General features: G+C 65.3%; 18 protein-coding genes and 2 pseudogenes. 12 read left to right on the top strand and 8 right to left on the bottom strand.

Annotated elements, in window-relative coordinates; translation table 11 throughout:
* Nucleotides 1–180: 180 nt before the first annotated feature.
* The 5 genes and pseudogenes from I5M_RS08685 to I5M_RS29380 form a co-directional block, all read right to left on the bottom strand.
* Nucleotides 181–903, bottom strand: a complete 723-nt coding sequence (locus tag I5M_RS08685) for an ABC transporter ATP-binding protein (RefSeq protein WP_022721040.1) — start codon at nt 901–903, stop codon at nt 181–183.
* Nucleotides 904–1,077: 174 nt separating this feature from the next.
* Entirely contained in the window at nt 1,078–1,842 is a 765-nt protein-coding gene (locus tag I5M_RS08680) for an ABC transporter ATP-binding protein (RefSeq protein ID WP_022721039.1), read from the bottom strand.
* Between the two features lie 162 nt (nt 1,843–2,004).
* Nucleotides 2,005–3,189 carry a substrate-binding domain-containing protein gene (locus tag I5M_RS08675; protein ID WP_031335913.1) on the bottom strand — a complete coding sequence of 395 codons (1,185 nt, stop codon included), beginning with the start codon at nt 3,187–3,189 and terminating at the stop codon, nt 2,005–2,007.
* Nucleotides 3,190–3,276: 87 nt separating this feature from the next.
* Entirely contained in the window at nt 3,277–4,608 is a 1,332-nt protein-coding gene (locus I5M_RS08670) for a lytic murein transglycosylase (RefSeq protein WP_040771622.1), read from the bottom strand.
* A 338-nt stretch (nt 4,609–4,946) separates the two neighbouring features.
* A pseudogene (locus I5M_RS29380) lies at nt 4,947–6,390 on the bottom strand (short-chain fatty acyl-CoA regulator family protein).
* Between the two features lie 227 nt (nt 6,391–6,617).
* Between I5M_RS29380 and I5M_RS08655 the strand changes: the two are divergent.
* The 3 genes from I5M_RS08655 to I5M_RS08645 all read left to right on the top strand — a co-directional run bounded on the left by I5M_RS08655 (nt 6,618) and on the right by I5M_RS08645 (nt 9,543).
* Nucleotides 6,618–8,252: an isocitrate lyase gene (locus I5M_RS08655; protein WP_031335909.1), complete on the top strand. Its 1,635-nt coding sequence runs from the start codon at nt 6,618–6,620 to the stop codon at nt 8,250–8,252.
* Nucleotides 8,253–8,275: 23 nt separating this feature from the next.
* Nucleotides 8,276–8,491, top strand: coding sequence for a hypothetical protein (locus tag I5M_RS08650; RefSeq protein ID WP_022721034.1), 216 nt, complete (start codon nt 8,276–8,278; stop codon nt 8,489–8,491).
* Nucleotides 8,492–8,979: 488 nt separating this feature from the next.
* Nucleotides 8,980–9,543: a hypothetical protein gene (locus I5M_RS08645; protein ID WP_022721033.1), complete on the top strand. Its 564-nt coding sequence runs from the start codon at nt 8,980–8,982 to the stop codon at nt 9,541–9,543.
* A 160-nt stretch (nt 9,544–9,703) separates the two neighbouring features.
* Here the strand turns inward: I5M_RS08645 and I5M_RS08640 are convergent, their stop codons facing one another.
* Nucleotides 9,704–10,582 carry a metallophosphoesterase gene (locus tag I5M_RS08640; protein WP_022721032.1) on the bottom strand — a complete coding sequence of 293 codons (879 nt, stop codon included), beginning with the start codon at nt 10,580–10,582 and terminating at the stop codon, nt 9,704–9,706.
* Between the two features lie 111 nt (nt 10,583–10,693).
* Here I5M_RS08640 and I5M_RS08635 point away from each other — a divergent pair, with 111 nt between their 5' ends.
* The 3 genes from I5M_RS08635 to I5M_RS08625 all read left to right on the top strand — a co-directional run bounded on the left by I5M_RS08635 (nt 10,694) and on the right by I5M_RS08625 (nt 13,746).
* Nucleotides 10,694–11,206 carry an NUDIX domain-containing protein gene (locus tag I5M_RS08635; protein WP_031335908.1) on the top strand — a complete coding sequence of 171 codons (513 nt, stop codon included), beginning with the start codon at nt 10,694–10,696 and terminating at the stop codon, nt 11,204–11,206.
* A gap of 312 nt (nt 11,207–11,518) precedes the next feature.
* On the top strand, nt 11,519–13,168 hold the full coding sequence (locus tag I5M_RS08630) for a mechanosensitive ion channel family protein (RefSeq protein WP_244431958.1): 1,650 nt from the start codon (nt 11,519–11,521) through the stop codon (nt 13,166–13,168).
* Nucleotides 13,169–13,227: 59 nt separating this feature from the next.
* The gene (locus tag I5M_RS08625; protein WP_022721029.1) at nt 13,228–13,746 is read left to right on the top strand and encodes a GNAT family N-acetyltransferase; all 519 of its coding nucleotides are present in this window, start codon (nt 13,228–13,230) and stop codon (nt 13,744–13,746) included.
* On the opposite strand, the gene I5M_RS08620 is transcribed toward I5M_RS08625, so the two are convergent.
* A complete protein-coding gene (locus I5M_RS08620) occupies nt 13,743–14,531 on the bottom strand; it encodes an SDR family NAD(P)-dependent oxidoreductase (protein WP_022721028.1) in 789 nt (262 codons plus the stop codon). The two genes, I5M_RS08625 and I5M_RS08620, sit on opposite strands and share 4 nt — an antisense overlap.
* Before the next feature lie 252 nt (nt 14,532–14,783).
* Here I5M_RS08620 and I5M_RS31295 point away from each other — a divergent pair, with 252 nt between their 5' ends.
* From I5M_RS31295 to I5M_RS08590, 6 genes and pseudogenes are all read left to right on the top strand, one after another.
* On the top strand, nt 14,784–14,960 hold the full coding sequence (locus tag I5M_RS31295; protein ID WP_022721027.1) for a DUF2934 domain-containing protein: 177 nt from the start codon (nt 14,784–14,786) through the stop codon (nt 14,958–14,960).
* Nucleotides 14,961–15,641: 681 nt separating this feature from the next.
* A complete protein-coding gene (locus I5M_RS08610; RefSeq protein ID WP_022721025.1) occupies nt 15,642–16,058 on the top strand; it encodes a YciI family protein in 417 nt (138 codons plus the stop codon).
* A gap of 61 nt (nt 16,059–16,119) precedes the next feature.
* Nucleotides 16,120–16,827: a TetR/AcrR family transcriptional regulator gene (locus I5M_RS08605; RefSeq protein WP_022721024.1), complete on the top strand. Its 708-nt coding sequence runs from the start codon at nt 16,120–16,122 to the stop codon at nt 16,825–16,827.
* Between the two features lie 273 nt (nt 16,828–17,100).
* A pseudogene (locus tag I5M_RS08600) lies at nt 17,101–18,156 on the top strand (cation diffusion facilitator family transporter); the annotation flags it as partial.
* Nucleotides 18,157–18,390: 234 nt separating this feature from the next.
* On the top strand, nt 18,391–20,709 hold the full coding sequence (locus I5M_RS08595; RefSeq protein WP_022721022.1) for a PAS domain-containing sensor histidine kinase: 2,319 nt from the start codon (nt 18,391–18,393) through the stop codon (nt 20,707–20,709).
* Nucleotides 20,710–20,839: 130 nt separating this feature from the next.
* A complete protein-coding gene (locus I5M_RS08590; protein WP_022721021.1) occupies nt 20,840–21,106 on the top strand; it encodes a hypothetical protein in 267 nt (88 codons plus the stop codon).
* 11 nt (nt 21,107–21,117) lie between these two features.
* On the opposite strand, the gene I5M_RS08585 is transcribed toward I5M_RS08590, so the two are convergent.
* Nucleotides 21,118–21,701, bottom strand: a 584-nt coding sequence (locus I5M_RS08585) for an autotransporter outer membrane beta-barrel domain-containing protein (protein WP_031335905.1), incomplete at its 5' end; no start/stop codon positions are given.

Here is a 21,701-nt window from a genome sequence, read left to right as displayed (position 1 = left end):
GCGGATCGGACGCGGAAGGGGCGGGAACGTCGGTCATGAGTTAAACCTTCGCCCTTATCGAGCTCGCAGTGACCTTCCTCGTCATTGCGAGGAGCGAAGCGACGAAGCAATCCAGCTCCGCGCTCGGCGCTGGATTGCTTCGCTGCGCTCGCAATGACGGTGAGAGGGCGGTGCGCGACATCACTGATGCGACTCCAGGCTGAGGCCGAGCAGGCGCTCCTGCAGCGGCACGTCGGCAGCGAGCGCCGCCATGCTCCCCGCGTGCACGATCGTGCCGTTGTCCATCACCACCACGCTGTCGCCGATCTGTTGGGCGACGTGGAAATTCTGCTCGACGAGGAGAATGGTGGCGCCGCCGCGCTTGAGTTCGGCGAAGCACTCGATCAGCGCGCCGATGATCGCTGGCGCCAGGCCCTTGGTCGGCTCATCGATCAACAAGAGCTTGCGCTGCTCGATGATGGCGCGGGCAATGGACAGCATCTGCTTCTGCCCGCCCGACAGCGAGCCGGCGCGCGACAGCCAGAATTTCCGCAGCGCCGGGAAGAAGCCGAAGATCCAGTCGAGCCGCGCGGTGTCGATCTCGCCGTCGCGCGCCGCCAGGACCAGGTTTTCCTTCACGGTGAGATCCGAGAACACTGCCATGCTCTCCGGCACGTAGCCGATGCCGAGCCGCGCGATATCGGGCGTCGCCAGCGCGTCGATGCGCTGGCCGGCCAGCGTGATGGTGCCCTGCGACGCGCTCCACAGCCCCATGATGGTGCGCAGCGTCGTCGTCTTGCCGGCGCCATTGCGCCCGAGCAGCATCGTCGTCTGAGCTTGCGGCACGGCGAAATCGACGCCCTGCAGGATGTGGTAGCGGCCGATATTCGTGTGCACGCCTTCGAGCGTAAGCAGATTGCTCATTCTCCCCTCCCCCTTGCGGGGAGGGGTCGGGGGTGGGGGTCCACAACGGGATGCCATCCTCGTGGCCCCCTCACCCCAACCCTCTCCCGCAAGCGGGAGAGGGAGCGCATCGGCGCAAGCGGCGAGCGTTCGACCAACATGGAGGCGATCGGCATTTGCATCACTGCATCCCCCTCACGCCGCGCTCTTTCCAGGCGCGATCCCCAGATACGCCTCTTGCACGATCGGGGAGGCGATGACTTCGGCGGGCTTGCCGTCGGCGACGAGGCGTCCGTGATGCAGCACGATGATGCGATCGGCCAGCGAGCGGACCACGTCCATCTTGTGCTCGACGAGCAGGATAATTTTGGTGGGATCGGTCTTCAGCCGTGCGATCAGATCGAGCACCACCGGGACCTCGTCGACGCTCATGCCGGCGGTCGGCTCGTCGAACATGTAGACCTTCGGCTCCAGCGCCATCATCAGCGCGACTTCGAGCTTGCGCTGGTCGCCGTGCGACAGTGCAGTAGCGGCCGCGCTGCGGCGGGCGCCGAGCGCGACGCTGTCGAGGATCGCGTCGGCGCGCTCGATCAGATCGCGGCGCTTCATCCACGGCCGCAGCATGTCGTAATGCGTGCCTGAATGCGCCTGCACGGCGAGGCGGACATTTTCTTCGACGCTGAGATTGGGAAACAGGTTGGTGAGCTGAAACGCCCGGCCGAGTCCGGCGCGGGTGCGCAGCGGCGCGCTCAGCTTGGTGATGTCCTGATTGTCGAACAGGATGCGCCCGGCAGACGGACGCAGCTGCCCTGAGATCAGGTTGAAGTACGTCGTCTTGCCGGCACCGTTCGGCCCGACGATCGCCGTCAGCTCTCCCGGCCGAAACGCACAGCTCACCTCGTTGACGGCCACATGGCCGCCGAACCTGATGGTGAGGGATTGGGTTTCGAGGGTGGTCATGGCGTTCGGCTTGGCAAGCTCGTCGCAGCCTTAGAGTTTGTCATTCCGGGATGCGCCCTCTTGGGCGCAGGCCCGGAATCCATACTCCCGGCGGTGGTTATGGATTCCGGGCTCGCGCTGACGCGCGCCCCGGAATGACGATGGTGACGGCAGTGCGCCCGACTACCTCTTATTCCGGATCGGGATCTGCATGTCCTCGATCTTGAGTTCGCGCACCGGTTCGAGCACGGCCCAGGCCAGCGCCGGATCGACCTTGACCTTGAAGTGGTACATGCTCTGCAGCGCCTGATGGTCTTCCTTGCGGAACACCATCTTGCCCTTGGGCGTGTCGAACTCCATGCCTTCCATGGCGCTGATCAGCTTCTCGGTGTCGGTCGACTTAGCCTTCTGAATGGCGGTGACGACCGCCATCGCGGCCGAGAAGCCGCCGGCGGTGAAGAAGTCCGGCGGCGCGCTGAAGCGCTTCTCGTGCTCCTTCACCAGCCAGTCGTTGATCGGGTTCTTGGGGATGTCGTAGTAATAATAGGTCGCCCCTTCCATGCCCGGCAGACGCTTGTAGGCAGCCAGCGCCGGCAGGATGTTGCCGCCGGTCGACAGCTCAACGCCGTAGCGCTTCGGGTCCATGTCCTGCAGCTTGGTCAGCGGATCGCCGCCGCCGGCCCACACCACCCAGATGATCTTGCGGCCGGGCTTGTCCTTGAGCGCATCGAACAGCCGCTGGCCGACCGCGGTGAAGTCGGTGGTGGTGGTCGGAACGTATTCCTCAGCCGCCAGCGTCGCGCCGGTCTTGGCCAGCGCTTCCTTGAAGGCGGCGACGCCGTCACGGCCGAACGCGTAGTCCTGCGCCAGCGTCGCGACGGTGACGCCCGGCTTGCCGATCGCGACCGCGTTGGAGATCGCGTCCTGCGACGAGTTGCGGCCGGTGCGGAAGATGTAGCGATTCCACTTCTCGCCGGTGATCTGGTCGGCGACCGCCGGCTCGACGATCAGGATCTTCTTGTTCTCTTCGGCGACCGGCAGGTCGGCCAGCGCCGCGGCCGACGAGGTGGTGCCGATCGCGATGTCGGCATTGTCGTCCTGATAGGCTTCGGACAGCGCCGCCTTCGACAGGTCGGGCTTGCTCTGATCGTCCTTGGTGATGACCACGATCTTGCGGCCATCGAGCATCATCGTGCCCTTGGTGGCGTATTCCAGGCCCATCATCAGCCCGGTTTCGGTCTGCTTGGCGTAGGCTTCGAGCGGGCCGGTCTTGCCGGCGATCAGCGCGATCTTGATATCGTCGGCCGCGAACGACGCGGTGGTCGTCAGCGCCAGCGCGGCGGCAGCAATCAGGGACAAATGACGCACGTTGGTCCTCCCGGTTGTCATTGCGCGCGACCCTAGAGCAAGTTTGTGAAACTGCAAACGGGGCGGATGGGTAAGATTTTTTGATGGTTATTGCTGCGGCGGCAGTGGCGCGCGTTTGTGCTTGCGTGGCTCGGCGGGCGTGATGCCGGGTGCCGGCATCGGGCGGAAATGCGGTTCGGCCGAAGCACTCGGCGCTGCCGGTGCGGCATTGCCGCCCATCTTCACCAAGAGCTCGGCGGTCGGCCAGGAGTCGGCGGGCAAACCGTATTTGATCTGCATCGCCTTGACGGCGGTGCGGGTCTGCTGGCCGAGCACGCCATCGACCTTGCCGACATCAAAGCCGGCGCGCACCAACAGGCGTTGCAATTCCTTGAGCTGCTCGTGCGGCAGTTGCGCCACCGGGCCGGCGGGCTTGCGCATTGGCGCCGCGCCGCCGATGCGAGTCGCCAGATAGGCCGCGGTGGTCGAATAGATCAGCGAGTTATTCCATTCGGTGTAGGCGGCGAAATTCGCATAGGCCAGGAAGGCCGGCCCGGTGCGGCCCATCGGCAGCAGCAGCGACGCCGGCATGTCGTCGTTCGGCAGCGGGCGGCCGTCGGCGTAAGTCACGCCCCACTTCGCCCATTGGCTGCGTGGATGCTTGATGGTGAGGTCGGCCTGGTCCCATGGCAGGTTGCTCGGCGCCAGCCGCACCTCCTGCAGCCATGGCTCACCCCGCCGCCATTTCAACCCGGTGGCGATGTAGTTGGCGGTAGAGCCGATCACGTCGGGCGCGCTGTGCAGCAGGTCGCGGCGGCCGTCGCCGTCGTAGTCGACCGCGTAGTTGAAGTAATGCGTCGGCAGAAATTGCGTCTGGCCGAGTTCGCCGGCCCACGAGCCGATCATCTCGCTGGGCGTCAGGTCGCCGCGATCGACGATCTTCAGCGCCGCGATGGTCTCGTTCTGGAACATCTCCGAGCGGCGGCAGTCATAGGCCAGCGACACAAGCGAGCGCAGCGTCGGCAGATTGCCCATATTGGCGCCGAAGTCGCTCTCGAGGCCCCAGAACGCCGCGATCACTTCGGGCGGCACGCCGTATTGCTTCTCGGCGCGCGCGAACGCCTGCGCGTATTGCCTGATCTTGGCCTGCCCCTGTTGCATCCGATAGTTCGCTGCCATGCGCGCGGCGAATTCGGTGAAGATCTGCCCGAACACGCGCTGCCCACGATCGCGATTGACGATGCCCTGGTCGTAGATCAGCGACGGTCCCGCTTCCGCCAGCGCCCGCTGCGATACGCCGGCAGCCACTGCTTGTTGCTTGAGGCCGTTGAGGAACTGCCCAAAGCTCTGTCCGCCATGGCACGAAGCGCCGGACTGGGCGAGGGCGGGGGCGGCGGTCAGCGCTGCGGTAATCGCCACACCGGCTGCGGCGACGCGCATCGCTTTGCCGACGACGCAGATCTTCCAAACCACCGAATCGAACCGCAGCATCGCCATCCTCACAGCCGTCATGGCCGGACTTGATCCGGCCATTCATCAAATCAAAAGCGAGCAGACTGTTGTGTGGATGGATCGCCGGGTCAAGGCCCGGCCTGGCTCCGTCATTGCGAGCGAAGCGAAGCTGCGCTCCTCGCAATGACGATGTTGAGCGGTCTCGCGAAAAATACCCGTCATGGCCGTGCTTGTCCGGGCCATCCACGTACTTCCTCGCGATTTTCGGCTGCAGTCGTGGATGCCCGGGACGAGCCCGGGCATGACGAAACACTGGTGGAGACGTCTTACAATTCGCGTGCGTTCGAAAACGCAAAGCTGCTCGCCCGTCGCGTATTCTCATCCAGGATCAGCGTCCGCGTGATCGGCGGCTCCGCCCTTTGCGGGCAATTTTCGCGTTCGCAGAGGCGGCAGTTGACGCCGATGGGGGTGCCTTCGGCCTTCTCCAGGTCCATGCCGGCGGCGTAGATCAGTTTCGCCGCGTGGCGGATTTCGCATCCCAAACCGATGGCGAAGCGTGGTTGCGGCTGCGGATGTGGCGCCACCGGGCGTCGGACCATTTGGGCGATCGAGAAGTAGCGGCTGCCGTCCGGCAGTTCGATCACCTGCTTGAGCAAGCGGTCCGGCGTGTCGAAGGTCGAGTGCACGTTCCACAGCGGGCAGGTGCCGCCGAACTTCGAAAACGGGAAGGTGCCGGACGAGAATCGCTTGGAAACGTTGCCGGCGTTGTCGACGCGTAGCAGGAAGAACGGCACGCCGCGGGCGTTCGGCCGCTGCAGCGTGGTGAGGCGGTGGCAGACCTGCTCGAAGCCGGCGTTGAAGCGCTGCGCCAGCACGTTGACGTCGTAGCTGAGCTGCTCGGCGGCGCTGTGAAATGCGCCATACGGCATCATCACCGCGGCGGCGAAATAATTACCCAGCGTGATCCGGAACAGCCGCCGCGCCGCCTCATCCAGTGCACCGGTGCGATGCACGATGGCGTCGATGACGCCGCCGTGCTCGGACAGGCCGGTCTGGAACGCGATCTGGAAGGCGCGGCCGGGACCATCGACCAACTCCGAGATCAGGAGCTGGCGGCGATGACGATCGAACCGGCGCAGCGTCTCGCGCATGACGTCGACCGGCATCACCCGCGTGGTGATCGAGTGCCGCTCGCGTAGCCGCTCGGCCAAGGCCCCGTAGACCTCCTGCGAGCCGACATTGAGCTCGTCGCGCATCGCCTCGGCGGCCTGCTCCAGTTCTGGGAAGTAGTTGCGGTTGGCCTCGATCAGGTCGCGGACCCGCTCGATCGGGTTGGCCTCGTAGCGGATCTGCTCGCGGTCGGCCATCTGCGCCGCCACCATCGTCTCGCCGCGCCGCGCCTCGGTGTAGGCGGCATACAGCCGCTGCAGCGAGTGGGTGCACGTCCGGGCACAATTCGGCGAGATCGCGCAGTTCCTGCTTTGGCAGGTCGATCTGCCGGAACAGCGGATCGGAGAAGATCTCGTTGAGTTCGGCGAAGAACCGGTCCTCGTCGGCGGTCGCCAGATCGCGAAGGTCGAGGTCGTAAGTCTCTGCCAGCCGCAGTAGGATTTGCGCGGTGACCGGCCGCTGGTTTCGCTCGATCAGGTTGACATAGCTCGGTGAAATGCCGAGTCCCTCGGCAATCTGGGTCTGCGACAGGCCAAGCTGCTGCCGAATCCGGCGGAAGCGCGGACCGACGAACAGCTTTTTCTGGGAATCTCCAGCCAATTCAGTGTCCTCCAGGCTGCCGCCGACATCCTGATTTTTACAATTGTTACAAATCGACTTTTGTGACAAGTATGATTGTTACATGACATCACCATTCGTTCGCAAGAGGTCTGTACGTTTTCGGCGATCTCGCGTTTATCTGGCGGCACGTTCCGCGGCGCATTGTCACGAATGTCGAAAAATTCGACCGAGCGCAGCGGAGAATTCGTACCGAAGGGATCATGACCATGAACTTCCAGCCTCGCGGCATCAGCGCCATCCACGGTCCGAGCTCCTACCAGAGCGAGCTCGAAGCCGCCGAAGCCCTGCTCAAGGACAAGCCGACCTGGAACGGCGTTACCGCCGAGGCCGTGGCCCGCATGCGCCTGCAGAACCGTTTCAAGACCGGTCTCGACATCGCCCGCTACACCGCGGCGCAGATGCGTGCCGACATGGCGGCGTATGACGCCGACCCGACCAAGTACACCCAGTCGCTCGGCTGCTGGCACGGCTTCATCGCCCAGCAGAAGCTGATCTCGATCAAGAAGCACGGCGGTGGCCGCACCGACCGTCGCTACATCTACCTGTCGGGCTGGATGATCGCGGCGCTGCGTTCCGAATTCGGCCCGCTGCCCGACCAGTCGATGCACGAGAAGACCTCGGTGCCGGCGCTGATCGAAGAGATCTACACCTTCCTGCGCCAGGCCGACTCGCGCGAGCTCAACGACCTGTTCCGCCAGCTCGACGCGGCGCGGAAGGCCGGTGACAAGGCCAAGGAAACGACGATCATCGACCAGATCGACAACTTCCAGACCCATGTCGTGCCGATCATTGCCGACATCGACGCCGGCTTCGGCAATGCCGAGGCGACCTATCTGCTCGCCAAGAAGATGATCGAAGCGGGCGCCTGCGCGCTGCAGATCGAGAACCAGGTGTCGGACGAGAAGCAGTGCGGCCACCAGGACGGCAAGGTCACCGTGCCGCACGACGTGTTCATCGCCAAGGTGCGCGCGCTGCGTCACGCCTTCCTCGAGATGGGCGTGGAAGACGGCATCATCGTCACCCGCACCGACTCGCTCGGCGCCGGCCTGACCCAGCAGATCGCGGTCAGCCATCAGCCGGGTGACATCGGCGACCAGTACAACAGCTTCCTGGATTGCGAGGAAGTCGACGCCACCAAGATCGGCAACGGCGACGTCATCATCAGCCGCAACGGCAAGCTGCTGCGTCCGAAGCGTCTGCCGAGCAACCTGTACCAGTTCCGTCCGGGCACCGGCGCGGACCGCTGCGTGCTGGACTGCATCACCTCGCTGCAGAACGGCGCCGACCTGCTGTGGATCGAAACCGAGAAGCCGCATATCGAGCAGATCGCCTCGATGGTCGATCGCATCCGCGAAGTCGTGCCGAATGCCAAGCTGGCCTACAACAACTCGCCGTCGTTCAACTGGACGCTGAACTTCCGCTGGCAGGTCTACGATGCCTGGAAGGAAGAAGGTAAGGACGTGTCCAAGTACAATCGCGCCGAGCTGATGAAGGCGGAGTACGACGAAACTCCGCTGGCGATCGAAGCCGATGCCCGCATCCGCACCTTCCAGGCGGATTCGGCCAAGCGCGCCGGCATCTTCCATCACCTGATCACGCTGCCGACCTATCACACGGCTGCGCTGTCGACCGACAACCTCGCTCGCGAGTATTTCGGCGACCAGGGCATGCTGGGCTACGTCAAGAACGTGCAGCGCCAGGAGATCCGTCAGGGCATCGCCTGCGTCAAGCACCAGGACATGGCCGGCTCCAATATCGGCGACGACCACAAGGAATACTTCGCCGGCGAAGCCGCCTTGAAGGCGGGCGGCGAGCACAACACGATGAATCAGTTCAGCTAAGCAAACAAAAAAGGAGAAGGACCATGACAACGGGCAGCAACTTCTGGGTGATCGGTGGCGAGTTCGGCTCGATGAACTTCCACAAGCTCGTCGAAGGATCGGCCCAGGTGAAGGGTCCCTTCAAGACGCGCCAGGAAGCCGAAGAAGCCTGGAAGACTCTCTCGGAAGAGAATCGCCACCGCGCCGGCGTGCGGTTCTCGATCGTCGAGGAGCCGAACCGGGCCGTCACCCCGGCCTGATGGCACAGCCGCAGCGGCGCACGCGCCGCGCGGCCCGCTCTTAAGCGAGCGGATGACCAGATAGAAGACGTCCAAGGACTTTGGCGGCCTCACCGGTGAACCCGGAGGGGCCGCCATCGTCGTTTGGGGTGGGCGACTACTCATCTGCTCGCGGAGCGCTCTTCGACTGAGCTAACTACCCGGCAGCGTCATCCTGAGGTGCGAGCCCGAAGGGCTCGCCTCGAAGGATGAGCCACAAGCACTGCAGCCTCCGCCTCGCGTGCAGCCGCATCCTTCGAGGCCCGGCTTCGCCGGGCGCTCAGGATGACGACTCATGATGTGGGGTTGCCGCGATGGCACCGTTGGGCGCCCGGTGGGCCGGGGCCGCGCCCGGCGTGGCGCAGCGAAGACGGGGGCAAAGCCTTGATCCACAAGCGCTGTTTGCGAACCTTGTGGTTACTGATAGGTTAACGCCTCGAAACGAGGCCCTCTGGGCAAGGCGGTCGGGTATGGCGGACGCGCAAAATTCCGGAACATCTGCGGCGAAGCCGATCCGGCTGCGCGATGCGTTGCGCCAGGCTCGAATCGAGGCCGCGGACCGGACCGGAGTCGTCGTCGATCTGCGCGACGCCGAGATCGCCCGGCTGGAAATCCTCAACGAGGCGCTGGATTCGCTGTTCGCCCAGATCCCCGACGGGGTCGATCTGTTCGACCGCGGCATCAGCCAGGGCGACACGCCGCGGCTGTGGATCGACGTCGTCGCCCATGTGGTGATGGGCCGCGACAAGCGGCTGTATCGCTTCGTCCAGGATACGCGCTACGGCCGCATCGTGATCGCCGAATCCCACGAGGCCGCCAAGATCGTCGACGCTGTCACGGACTACGTCGCCCGCCGCATGATCGAGCGCGAGCACGCGCTCGCCGTTCCGGCGCTCGCGCCTGTGGTCACTGAAGCGCCACTGCCGCCCGCCAAGCCCCGCCGCGGCGGCTTCGCCCTCTTCGCCCTCGGCTTCCTCGCCGGCGCGCTGGCGCTGTTCGCCCTCGCGCTGTTCGCAGCACTACGGCATTTGTGAAGACCTCCAAACGCCGAGCCTCATCGCGGCTTTGCTAATCACCACCGTCATGCCCGGGCTCGTCCCGGGCATCCACGTCTTCGGCCTATCTCCGTGGCAAGAACGTGGATGGCCGGGACAAGCCCGGCCATGACGGCGGATAGGGCTTTGTAACCACCAGCTACAACACCACCGGCTCTCTCAGCTCCACGACCTCTTCGCTCCCCATGAATCCCCGTACGCGGTGTTCGCAGCGGAAGCCGGTGTTGCTGCGGCTGATGGCGAACAAATTGTAGGCCGCGGACGGGCGGTGGTGATCGTTGAAGGCGGAGGCCGAGGGCACGCCGATCACCGGGATCGACACTTTCGGCGTCTCGATGCGGATGGTGGCGTGGACGTGGTCGTGGCCGTGAAGCACGAGATCGACCGGAGTGCGTTCGAGCAGTGCGATCAGCTCGGGCGCGTCGGTGAGACTCTTGTAGCGACGCTTCGAGCGCAGCGGATGGTGAATCAGCAGGATGCGAAACACTTGCTCCGACGCCAATCGCTCCAGAATAGCTTCGAGCGCAGATCGCTGCGTGCTGCCGAGCCGGCCGCTCGCCATCAGAGGCGCGGTCGGCACCGCGCTTGAGACACCGATGATCGCCACGTCGTCGCGCCGGCGGAGATAGGGAAAGCCGAGCACGCCGTCGTCACCGCTGATGTACTCGGGAAACGTCTCGGCGAAGCGCTTCGCGGTGGAGCGCACATAGGCGTCGTGATTGCCGGGCACGAGGCTGACACGATCGGGCGGCCCGACCGTTTCCAGCCAGCGCCGCGCCGGTGCAAATTCGGCTTCGAGCGCGACGTTGACGAGATCGCCGGTCACCGCGATGTGGTCGGGCGCCGCCGCGTGGATGTCCGCGACCAGCGTGTCGAGAATTTCGCGGCGATGAATCAGATGCCGGTTGCGCCGCCAGTTGAGCGTGCCGAGCATACGCTTGCTGGCGAGCTCGCGCAGCCGCAGCTTCGGCAGCGGCGGTAGATGCGGATCGGACAGATGCGCCAGAACGAAGGTCATGCGGCTCTTTCGCGTCGGCGGTGCCGCGCTTTCAAACACCCGCGCTTTTGACAAGTCGGGCGCAGCCGCGCAAGCATTCCGGGTGCCGGCCGCTGATCAGGAACGAATCGCTTGCCCCCGCTGCAGACCTTGCGAACCAGAGCCGAGCCGGTGCTGCGCCGCGTGTTTCATCTCTATTGGCGGTTCGCGCGCGGCATGACGCTCGGCGCGCGCGGCCTGGTCATCGACGGCGACGGCCGGGTGTTCCTGATCAAGCATACCTATGTGGCGGGCTGGCATCTGCCAGGTGGCGGCGTCGAGGTCGGCGAAAGCTTCGGCGAGGCGCTGCGCCGCGAGCTGCGCGAGGAAGGGCGGATCGAACTCGCCGGCGAGCCGGAGCTGCACGGCGTGTTCTTCAACAGCCATGTTTCGGTGCGCGACCACGTCGCCGTCTATGTGGTGCGGAGCTATGTCCAGGACCGGCTGCCCGAGCCCAATCGCGAAATCGCCGCCTGCGGCTTCTTCGCGCCGGATGCCCTGCCTGATGATACCACCCAGGGGACAAGGCTGAGGATCGCCGAGGTCCTGCAAGGCCGGCCGAAGATTACGACGTGGCGGGAGCCCGGCGGCGGTCCCAAGACGTAGCGCGCTCCCTCTCCCCTCGGGGGAGAGGGTTGGGGTGAGGGGGCCACGGGCGCAGTGCTTGTGGACCCCCACCCCCAACCCCTCCCCGCAAGGGGGAGGGGAGAGCGGCGCGACGGCTTGTAAACGCCCCGGACCGCACGCAACCGGGGCATCACACTGAGGGCCCATTTGCCCATTAGCCCGCCTTCATCAATTGAGCCGATTCAGGCATCCTTCCCCAATCCATATTTCCCAAGAGGTCCGATGCGACAAATCCTGGCACGCGTGATGATCCGCTCGCTCATCGTTTTGTGGGCGAGTCTGGCAGCCAGTATGGCGTTTGCACAGGTTCCGGCTCCGGCGCCCGCCGCCAATGGCAACGGCGCCGCGACGCCGGCCCAGCCGCCCGCGCCGTCGCCCGATCCACTCGGCCGCGACAGCCCGGCCGGGATGATCACCGGGTTTATCGACGCCGCCGGCGAGCAGAACTACGAACGCGCCGCGCAGTATCTCGATCTCAGCCAGGAGAAGGGCGCCTGGGGACCGAGCGTCGCCCAGCAGCTGCAGCGCATCCTCGATCAGGGCGGCGTGGTGTATTCGCGGCTGCGGCTCAGTTCGGACCCGCAAGGCGATGTCGACGACGGCCTGCCGCTCGATCTCGAGAAGATCGGCCTGGTCCGTACCGATCACGGCAATGTCGATCTGCTGGCGCAGCGCGTGGCCGACAAGGAGGGCCGCAAGATCTGGCTGATCTCGGCCAAGACCGTCGCCGACCTGCCGGACCTGTCGCGCACCGTGGTGTCGAGCTATGTCGACCGGCTGCTGCCTTACGAGCTGCGCACCGAATATCGCGTCGCTGGCGCGCCGGTCGGCCATTGGGCCGCCATCGTGGTGCTGGCCTTCCTGTCCTACGCGGCGGTGTGGCTGATCACCGGCGCGATCTGGGTGGTGGTGTTCCGCTGGCGCCGGCGTACCGGGGACTCGCGCCTTCGACGCGTGCTGATGGCCTCCGGCTTCCCGATCCGCCTGCTGTTCGCCTCGCTGGTGCTGCGCGTCGCGATGGTGCTGTCGGGCGTCGCGATCGTGGCGCGGCAGTACATGATGAACGTGACCGAGCTGCTCGGCTGGGTCGCGCTGTCGTGGATCGTCTGGCGCGTCGTCGATGCGCTGGCGTCGTTCGCGATCGACCGCATGACGCTGCGTGGCCGGCTGTCGATGCTGTCGGCCATCAACTTCCTGCGCCGCAGTATCAAGTTCGTCATCATCGCGTTCGCGCTGATCGCCGGGCTGAATTCGCTGGGCTACAACGTCACTGCCGGCCTCGCCGCTCTCGGCATCGGCGGTATCGCCATCGCTCTCGGCGCGCAGAAGACCATCGAGCATCTGGTCGGCAGCCTGACGCTGGTCACCGACCAGCCGATGCGCGTCGGCGATTTCTGCCGCTTCGGCGACACCACCGGCACCATCGAAGACATCGGCATGCGCTCGACGCGCATCCGCACGCTCGATCGCACGCTCGTCACCGTGCCGAACGGCCAATTGTCGTCGTCGTCGATCGAGAACTACTCACGCCGCGACAAGTTCTGGTTTCATCCGATCCTCGACCTGCGCTACGAGACCACGCCGGCGCAGATCCGCAGCCTGATTGCGGCGCTGCGCGAGATGTTGCTGGCACATCCCGATGTCGACAATGATCCAGCACGGGTGCGGATGGTCGGGCTGGGCGATACGTCGTTGAAGATCGAGATCTTCTCCTACATCCACGCAGCCAGTATGGATCGCTTCCTCGAGATACAGGAAGAGCTGCTGCTCCGCGCGATGGAGCTGGTCGACGAGGTCGGCACCGGCTTCGCCTTCCCGTCGCAGACCCTCTACGTCGCTCGCGACAAGGGCGTCACCCCGGCGAAGGCTCAGCCGCAAGCGGATGCGCCGCGCAGCGCGCCACCGCGCAGCGCTCGCGAAGGCGTCGTGGAGCGGGTGTAGGGCACCTGGGGGGCGCATCCTCATGGACCGCGCCCATCCGCGGTGCTATTGCGCGCCTCATGAGCGATTTGAACATCACCATCGCGCCCGAGACGCCCAACGACGCCGTCGCCATCGAGCGGCTGCACGAGCGCACGTTCGGGCCCGGCCGTTACGTGCTCAGCGCCTATCGGCTGCGTGAGCATGTCGACCATCTGCTGGATTTGTCGTTCACGGCCCGGATCGGCACGCTGCTGGTCGGCTCGGTGCGGCAGTTGCCGATCGCGGTCGGCGAGGTCCCGGCGCTGCTGCTCGGGCCGCTGACGGTCGAGCCGCCGTTCCGCTCGCGCAGCGTCGGACGCGCGTTGCTCGATCGCGCTATCGCTGAGGCCAAGGCGCAAGGCCATGGTTTGATCCTGCTGGTCGGCGACGAGCCGTATTACAGCCGCGTCGGCTTCAAGAAGCTGCCGCGCGGCCGCGTCACCATGCCGGGGCCGGTCGATCCGAACCGGATGCTGGCGCTCGAACTGGTCGAGGGCGCGGCGGCCGAACTCGCCGGCACGGTCCGGCCGGACTGGCGCTTCGCCCGGGCCAGCTAACCGTTGCGGCGCTCGCCGCGCAGCGTCGGCAGGCCGATGCCGGCGGCGTCGAAGCCGCCGTCGACCGCCAGGATCTGGCCGGTGATGTAGCTGGCGCGCTCGCTGGCCAGGAAGAAGATCGCCTCCGCCAGCTCTTCCTCGTGGCCATAGCGGGCCAGCGGAATGGCATCGCGGTAATCGGCACGGATTTCAGGCGTGTGCACCGCCTTGGCCATGGCGGTGTCGACCGGGCCGGGCGCGACGCCGTTGACGCGGATGCCGAGCGACGCCAATTCGACCGCGCATTGCTTGGTCAGATGCGCCAGCGCCGCCTTGCTGGTGCCGTAGGCGGCTCGCAGCGTCGAGGCCCGCACCGACGAGATCGAGGTGACGTTGACGATGGCGCCACCCCCGGAGTCGCGCAGCAGCGGAACCGCAGCCTGGGTGACGATGAACGGCCCGGTGAGATTGACCTCCATTACCCGGTGCCAATCCGCCAGCGTCAGGTCCATCACGGGTTTGAATACTGCGATACCGGCGTTGTTGACGACGGCATCGAGCCGGCCGAAGCGTTCGCCGACCGCAGCGATGTCGGAGTAGATTTGCTCCGCGTGACTGACGTCGCAATGCAGCGCCATGGTGCGCTCCGGCAGCGCCAGGGCCTGCATCGTCGCGGCGAGCTCCTCGTCATTGACGTCGAGCAGCGCGACCCGCCAGCCGTCGGCGAGAAAGCGTTTGGCCGTGGCAAGGCCGATGCCGCGTGCCGCTCCGGTGACGAGAGCGACCTTGGACGAAGGTGCAGTCATGATCCATCCTGTGACGTCGGGAGAAGGCGAGGGCGGGCGATCTCCAGCCGTTATCACATCGGGCGACGCTGGCGAATTCCATTCTTACCGGTGATCTCGGAATGATCTGTCGTCGGCAGAACGAGTGGGCGGGATTTTCGCCGCCGAGGCAGGCAGGAACCTGTCGCTGACATCCGGATTACATCAAGCTGGAATACGACAATCTCCAACAAGCAAGACGTCACTTCAATCCTGACAGCGGGAGGACTGGTAATGGACGACGAACTCACTCAGAAAATCCGCCACCGCGCCGCGGAGATCTGGCAGGCCAAGGGGCAGCCGGAAGGTCGCGACGAGGAATTCTGGCTGCAGGCGGAGCAGGAAGTCCAGGGCGAAAAAGAGACCTACGATCGGCTCAAGTCGGATCCGAGCATCACGACGAATAGTTAGCTGCCGGCTTCGGACCGAGGTCAGCCATATCTATTCTTTGGAGTCACTCCGGGGCGCTCGCCTGGCGAGCGAACCCGGAGTCTCAAACTATCCTAACAATAGCGAGATTCCGGATCGCCGCTGCGCGGCGTCCGGAATGACGTGCATGGGACAGCTCGTTGGTCTTCACGGTGTTCGGCGTAGCGAGCCGCGCGCCTCGCCCACTTCATCTCACATAAAACACCACAGCTGCGATCATCAGCAGCGCCGCCGCAGCGAGGCATTGCGCGAGAAAACGTGAAGCCGCGAGTTTGGTCGTTTCGTTCATCGGCGTTCCCCCGGTTGCTGTGGTCACGACGGGGCAGTCATCACCATCCGCACACGGAGCACGCTGGCCGACGCGCGACGCAAACGTGACGGCTGATCAGCGTCGCGCTGATCAGTTCCATGCTGATGATGTGATACGCTGAACGCCCCGCCGAGCATTCGCGCTATTGGAGTCCCCACTCCGCGAATGCCGACGCGGCAACGCTCAAGCATCAATGCGGCGGCAATTTGTCGTTGTAATGTGCGCCAGCGTTCCGTTTCTCTGTCGAGACGCGGTCGCGGTTGTTTGTCTCAGCCGCCGCGACCACGTTTGCTGTTAGCTTGTTACGGTGGTTCGTATGACGTCCGCTGACAGATGAGCAGGGGAGAGACACGATGCGTTTCATGGCGATCGTGAAGGCCAACAAGGACAGCGAAGCCGGCGTGATGCCGAGCACCGAGATGCTGACCGCAATGGGGGCCTTCAACGAAGAGATGGTCAAGGCCGGCCTGATGCAGGCCGGCGAGGGCCTGCATCCGAGCTCGAAAGGGGCTCGGATCAACTACACCACCGGCGCGCCCAGCGTGACGCGCGGGCCTTTCACTGGCGATCTGGTTTCCGGTTTCTGGCTGATCGAGGCCGCGTCGCTCGACGACGCGATTGCCTGGATCAAGCGCGCGCCGTTCGCCCCCGGTAATGAGGTCGAGGTCCGCCAGGTCTTCGCCGCCGAGGACTTTGGCGAGGCCCTGACGCCGGAACTGCGCGAGCAGGAGGAGCGCCTCCGCGCCGAGTCGGCGGTTCGGCACGGCTGACCCGACAGGCCAGTCATAAGGTTAGTGACCTTTACACCACGCTCATGTAAGAGCCCTTCACATGAGCTGGCGCAAGGAACAACGCCGCGCCGAGCGCGGCTACCATCACGGCAATCTCAAGGAGGCGCTACTGCAGGCGGCGCTCGGCCTGATTGCCGAGAAGGGCCCGGGCGGCTTCACCTTCGCCGACGCCGCCCGCATGGCCGGCGTCAGTCCGGCGGCGCCCTACCGGCATTTCCGCGATCGCGACGAGCTGCTGTCGAACATCGCCCAGCGCGGTTTCGAACTGTTCGAGCAAGCGCTGGCGAAGGCCTGGGACGACGGCCGTCCCGACACTGTCACCGCCTTCATGCGGGTCGGCCGCGCCTATCTGGCGTTCGCCCGCTCGGAGCCGGCGTATTATTCGGCGATGTTCGAATCCGGGGTGCCGGTCGACCAGAATCCGTTGCTGATGACTGCTTCCGAGCGCGCCTTCAACATCATCCGCGCCGCGGCCGAACGGCTCGCGGCGTTGACCCCGCCCGGCGTCGCGCGGCCGCCGGCGCTGATGATGGCTCTTCACATCTGGTCGATGTCGCATGGAATCGCGGCGCTGTTCGGCCGCGGCGATGGCGCCCGGCGCAAGCTGCCGATGGAGCCCGAAGAGCTGCTGGAGGCCGGGGTGCTGATCTATCTGCGCGGGCTAGGCTTCTCGACGGAGACCGCGGCGGAGACGGAAAAGCCAGCAGAAGCAACGCGATCCGGCCCGTGGGGTCCGGCCCCGAAGTAGGCTTCGACGCGTCGCCGAAGTTCGGGCGTACGGCGCATGCCCCCTGCGACACCCTGCGGCGAAAAATCATCCGACCGTTTTCCGACCTCGCTTGACAAAACTCAGGAACGGCCCAAGTATGTAAATGTTATTTACATTCACAACGGCACAGCCGATGGAGAATCGAATGAACGCCGCTGACTACAATCGTTGGGGCCCGGCCGAGGCGCGCTACCAGCCCATGCTGCGGCCGTCCTTCCGCCCCGGCTGGATCATCCTCACCGTCCTCGGCTTCCGCCGCCGACCTTCTCGCTGTTCGCGTTCGGCGTGCTCGGCGTCGATATTCTGGTCAATCTCTGGCGCGCCTGGGCGCTGCATCGGACCGCTGTTGCCACCAAGAGCCAGGCACTCGCCGCCGACGCCTTGCACTTCGCATCCGACGTGCTCGGCTCATTCGCGGTCATCGCCGGCCTGACGCTCTCGGCTTTCGGCTTCGAATGGGGCGACGCCGCCGCCGCGATCGGCGTCGCGGTGATGATCTCGATCCTCGGCCTGCGCCTCGGCCGTTCGACCATTCAGACCTTGCTCGATCAGGCGCCCGAGGGTGTCGCCGAAAAGGCCCGCGAGGTGATCAGCGACGTGCCGGGCGTCGTCGGCGTCGAGCGGCTGCGTGCCCGCATGGTCGGTCCGACGCATTTCATCGACGCGCTGGTGGAGGTGCCGCGCACCTACCCGATCGATCGCATCGACGAGATCAAGCGCGGCGCCCAGCAGGCGCTCGATCGCACCTTCGACGACGCCGACCTGACGTTTACGGCGATCCCGGTGGCCCGCAACAACGAGACGGTACGCGACCGCATCATGGTGATCGCACGCAACTCCGGCCTCGCCGTGCATCACGTCACCGTCCACGATCTCGGCCACAAGCTGACCGTCAGCATCGACCTCGAGGTCGACGGCGACATGCCGCTGGTCGAAGCGCACGACATCGCACATGCGCTCGAGCATCATATCCGCGACGAATTCGGCAGCGACGTGGAAGTCGATACCCATATCGAGCCGCTGGAGCCGGAAATGCCCCACGGCAACGACGCCTCGCCCGAACGCGTCGCCGAGATCCGCACGGCACTGACCAAGCTCGCCGCCAACGGCGCCATTCACGACGTGCACAATGTCCGCGTCCGCGACACCGAAGCCGGCGAGATCGTCAATTTCCATTGCTATGCCGAGCCGACACTCAGCGTCATCGCGGTGCACGACCGGGTCGACGAAATCGAACGCGGTCTGCGTCGTGCGTTTCCCGACGTGAAGCGCGTGATCAGTCACGCCGAGCCGCCCCACGCCGACTGAAACGCTCGCGCTGCGACCAAACTACGTAGTCGTGCGAGGCGAGCGTTCCCGTTTCGGACTCACCGATACGCAACTTGGTGAGTCAAAAAGGACACCGGGATAAATTTCTTCGCCGGGCTGAATCGTTGACTCTCGACAGCGAGTCCAAAGTGGATTCAAATTGAACTCGATTCGAGCGGGGGGCGACACGCCGCGTCGAACGGGGATTGGCAGCTTTCCGTGGGGGCTTGGTGTATGGCGCGCGTGCAGTCAGCGGGCGCGTGCGCTCAATCCGATTCCATCAAAGGATTGGCGCATTCCATTGCCAAGCCGGCCTATCACCGGCTGCTCACCGCTGAACCGGTCTTGCGCCGGGCGGTGCCTCTACTGATCATCGCCTTCCTGGTGACCATCTGCTTCGGCGCCGCCGTGCAGATCATCGAACAGTCGAGGCAGAAACGCGCCTCGCTGCATCGCGATCTGATCGCGCTGACCGACCTGTTGTCCGAACGGCTCGAGCATATCGGCGTGGTGCGGCTGGACCGTCCCGCCTCGCTCGAACGGCTGCAGGAGATGCTGCCCGGCCTGGTGCCGGACTGGGGCAACGTCGCCGGACGGCACATCATCGTCACCAGCGCCGATCGCCGGATTCTCGCCCGTGTGCCCAATGGCGAGGCCGCTGGCGGCGCTAATCGCTTCCTGGATGTCATCAGCGCCGCGCCGGCCATGACCCGTGCCGGACTGCAAGGCACCGTGTCGGAAGTGATCCTGCCCGGCGGCACTTCGGCATTGGCGACGCTGCACACCGTCAAGTCCCTCCCCGGCCAGGTCGTGGTGATCCAGGAAGACACCGGCTCGCTGCTCCGTTCCGATGCGGCCCTTCAGGTGACCCTGTCCGCCACCACCGGCTTCGTGGTGCTGATCCTCGGCTTCGCGTTTCACTGGCAGTCGACCAGGGCGCGCGAAGGCGACCTGATCAACGACGCTGTGCGCAGCCGCATCGACACCGCGCTCAACCGCGGCCGCTGCGGATTGTGGGACTGGGATCTGTCGCGCGGCCGCATCTTCTGGTCGGAGTCGATGTTTGCGCTGCTCGGCCTGCCGCATCGCAACGACCTGCTCACCTTCGGCGAAGTCAGCGCGCTGGTGCACAGCGACGACATCGATCTGTTCGCGATCGCAGACCGGCTGATCTCCGGCGACGACAACCACCTCGACCACAGCTTCCGGATGCGCCACGCCCAGGGCCGCTGGATCTGGCTACGGATGCGCTGCGAAGTCAGCCAGGAGGCCGGCGGGGCCGACAAACACCTGATCGGCATCGCCATCGACGTCACCGAACAAAAGAGCCTCGCCGCCCGCTCTGCCGAAGCCGATCTGCGGCTGCGCGACGCCATCGAGACCATCCCCGAAGCCTTCGTGCTGTGGGACGCCGACAATCGCCTGGTGATGTGCAACTCGCACTTCCAGCGTCTGCACAAGCTGCCCGACACCGCGGTGGCGCCGGGCACATCCTACGAGACCATCATCGAGGTCGGTCGGATGCCGCAGCTGCGCACCCGGCTGAGCGACCATTCCAGCAGCGAGCCCGGCGCCCGCACCTTCGAGGCCCAGCTCGACGACGGCAGCTGGCTGCACATCAGCGAACGCCGCACCAAGGACGGCGGCTATGTTGCCGTCGGCACCGACATTACGCGGATCAAGGCGCACGAGCAGAAGCTGGTCGACAACGATCTGCGCCTACGCGCCACCGTCGCCGATCTGAAGCTGTCGCAGGCCAAGCTGGAGAAGCAAGCGGTCCAGCTCGCCGAACTGGCTCGCAACTACGCTCTGGAAAAGACTCGCGCCGAAGAGGCCAACCAGACCAAATCGAAATTCCTCGCCAATATGAGCCACGAGCTGCGCACGCCGCTCAACGCCATCATCGGCTTCTCGGAGATCATGGGCAGCGGCATGTTCGGCACGCTGGGCTCGGAGAAGTATCAGGAATACTGCCACGACATCATGACCAGCGGACACTACCTGCTGGAGGTGATCAACGACATCCTCGACATGTCGAAAATCGAAGCCGGGCGGATGCGGCTGGAAATGGAGCCGCTCGATCTCGCCAAGACGCTCGGCGAGTCGCTGAAAGTGGTGTCGGGTCGCGCCGAGAACAAACATCTCGATCTGCGTTCGGAGATCGGCGACAACATCCCCGTCGTCGCCGACCGTCGCGCCGTTAAGCAGATCTTGATCAACCTGCTGTCCAACGCGGTGAAGTTCACGCCCGATGGCGGCCGGGTGACGGTGCGAAGCCGCACCCTCAAGAACTCGATCGTGATGATCATCGCCGACACCGGCATCGGCATCGCGCCGCAGTCGCTGCGCCGCCTCGGCCAGCCGTTCGAGCAGGTCGAGAGCCAGCTCACCAAGAGCTATCACGGCTCCGGCCTCGGCCTCGCCATCGCCAAATCGCTGGCCAATCTGCATGGCGGCTCGATGCGTCTGCGCTCGACACTCGGCTCCGGCACCGTCGTGATGGTGCAGCTGCCGCGCAACGGCCGGCAGGACCAGCGCAAGATCGCCGCCTGAGAGCGGCGCAAGCGCGCCGTCTGAGAATGGACAACGGCGCGGCCTGTTCCAGATAGCCGAATGCCGTATTGCCGGCCCCAACTCCCGGAGGCTTAATCGTCGGCGATCAGGCGCGGGAGACCGGAGCCGCATGAACGTCGGCGATATCATTCATGCCATATCCGTGTGGTCGTTCCGGCTGGCGATTGCCGGCGGCGCGGTTGCGATCGGCTACGTGTACATGACCGGCGACCGTGACATGCCGGGCACGCGAATGGCCGCGTCCACGGCCTCCTCACCGGGCACGGACGAGGTCGCGATCGGTGACTGCCGGCCGATCGGTCACACCGCCAATGACGAGCTGGTGTATTCGATGGACTGCGAAAGCCTTCCCGCGGCGACTGGCGGCGGCGAGTAGCTTGGCCGCTCTTACCAATTAACCCGGGCACCCGCCGAGACCTGATGGCTTTCGGCGTTGCGGCGGAATTCGCCATTATAGGCGGCGAACAGTCGGAATGACTCGGTACGCCAGCCGGAGATCTTGGCCCCAATCAGCGCCGCATTGCGGCCGGGGTCTGCAGCGGCGACCAGGAAGGGTTGATCGAGCAGCGCAGCCTGGCTGACCAGCGTGGTGTCGCGCAGGTCATAGCCCCAGCCGACTTTCAGCTCCGGCATTAGCGTGGTGCCGTCGGTGGTGCGAAGCCGGGAGGTGAGCGCGGCGCCGAGCGTGGTGGTCATCTTCTCGTATGTCCGCGCCGCATAGACGAGGCCGATCGGCACCTGGCTTTCGCTGTAGGCGTCGCGGCGGAAGCCCTGCCAGCTCAGGCCGGCGAACGGCTTGAACACGAGGTCGGGTGCCAGCGTGAAGCGATAGCCGGCCTCGAAGCTGGTGCCGATGCCGATGCCGTTGGGGCTGCCCGACAGCGAGGTCGGCGACAGCAGGATCTGGCGCGAGGTCGACATCTGGCTCGGTCCCGCCGCGATACGCGCATCGATCACCGCGGCTCCGGGCG

The organism is Rhodopseudomonas sp. B29 (assembly GCF_000333455.1).
In the GTDB taxonomy this organism is placed as follows: domain Bacteria; phylum Pseudomonadota; class Alphaproteobacteria; order Rhizobiales; family Xanthobacteraceae; genus Rhodopseudomonas.
This window is presented reverse-complemented; position numbering and strand designations above follow the sequence as displayed.

Bases quoted from the DNA above. Each gene is read 5' to 3' on its own strand.
- I5M_RS08685 (WP_022721040.1), bottom strand. From the start codon at position 903: ATGAGCAATCTGCTTACGCTCGAAGGCGTGCACACGAATATCGGCCGC.
- I5M_RS08680 (WP_022721039.1), bottom strand. From the start codon at position 1,842: ATGACCACCCTCGAAACCCAATCCCTCACCATCAGGTTCGGCGGCCAT.
- I5M_RS08670 (WP_040771622.1), bottom strand. From the start codon at position 4,608: ATGCGCGTCGCCGCAGCCGGTGTGGCGATTACCGCAGCGCTGACCGCC.
- I5M_RS08655 (WP_031335909.1), top strand. From the start codon at position 6,618: ATGAACTTCCAGCCTCGCGGCATCAGCGCCATCCACGGTCCGAGCTCC.
- I5M_RS08650 (WP_022721034.1), top strand. From the start codon at position 8,276: ATGACAACGGGCAGCAACTTCTGGGTGATCGGTGGCGAGTTCGGCTCG.
- I5M_RS08645 (WP_022721033.1), top strand. From the start codon at position 8,980: ATGGCGGACGCGCAAAATTCCGGAACATCTGCGGCGAAGCCGATCCGG.
- I5M_RS08640 (WP_022721032.1), bottom strand. From the start codon at position 10,582: ATGACCTTCGTTCTGGCGCATCTGTCCGATCCGCATCTACCGCCGCTG.
- I5M_RS08630 (WP_244431958.1), top strand. From the start codon at position 11,519: ATGGCGTTTGCACAGGTTCCGGCTCCGGCGCCCGCCGCCAATGGCAAC.
- I5M_RS08625 (WP_022721029.1), top strand. From the start codon at position 13,228: ATGAGCGATTTGAACATCACCATCGCGCCCGAGACGCCCAACGACGCC.
- I5M_RS08620 (WP_022721028.1), bottom strand. From the start codon at position 14,531: ATGACTGCACCTTCGTCCAAGGTCGCTCTCGTCACCGGAGCGGCACGC.
- I5M_RS31295 (WP_022721027.1), top strand. From the start codon at position 14,784: ATGGACGACGAACTCACTCAGAAAATCCGCCACCGCGCCGCGGAGATC.
- I5M_RS08610 (WP_022721025.1), top strand. From the start codon at position 15,642: ATGCGTTTCATGGCGATCGTGAAGGCCAACAAGGACAGCGAAGCCGGC.
- I5M_RS08605 (WP_022721024.1), top strand. From the start codon at position 16,120: ATGAGCTGGCGCAAGGAACAACGCCGCGCCGAGCGCGGCTACCATCAC.
- I5M_RS08595 (WP_022721022.1), top strand. From the start codon at position 18,391: ATGGCGCGCGTGCAGTCAGCGGGCGCGTGCGCTCAATCCGATTCCATC.
- I5M_RS08590 (WP_022721021.1), top strand. From the start codon at position 20,840: ATGAACGTCGGCGATATCATTCATGCCATATCCGTGTGGTCGTTCCGG.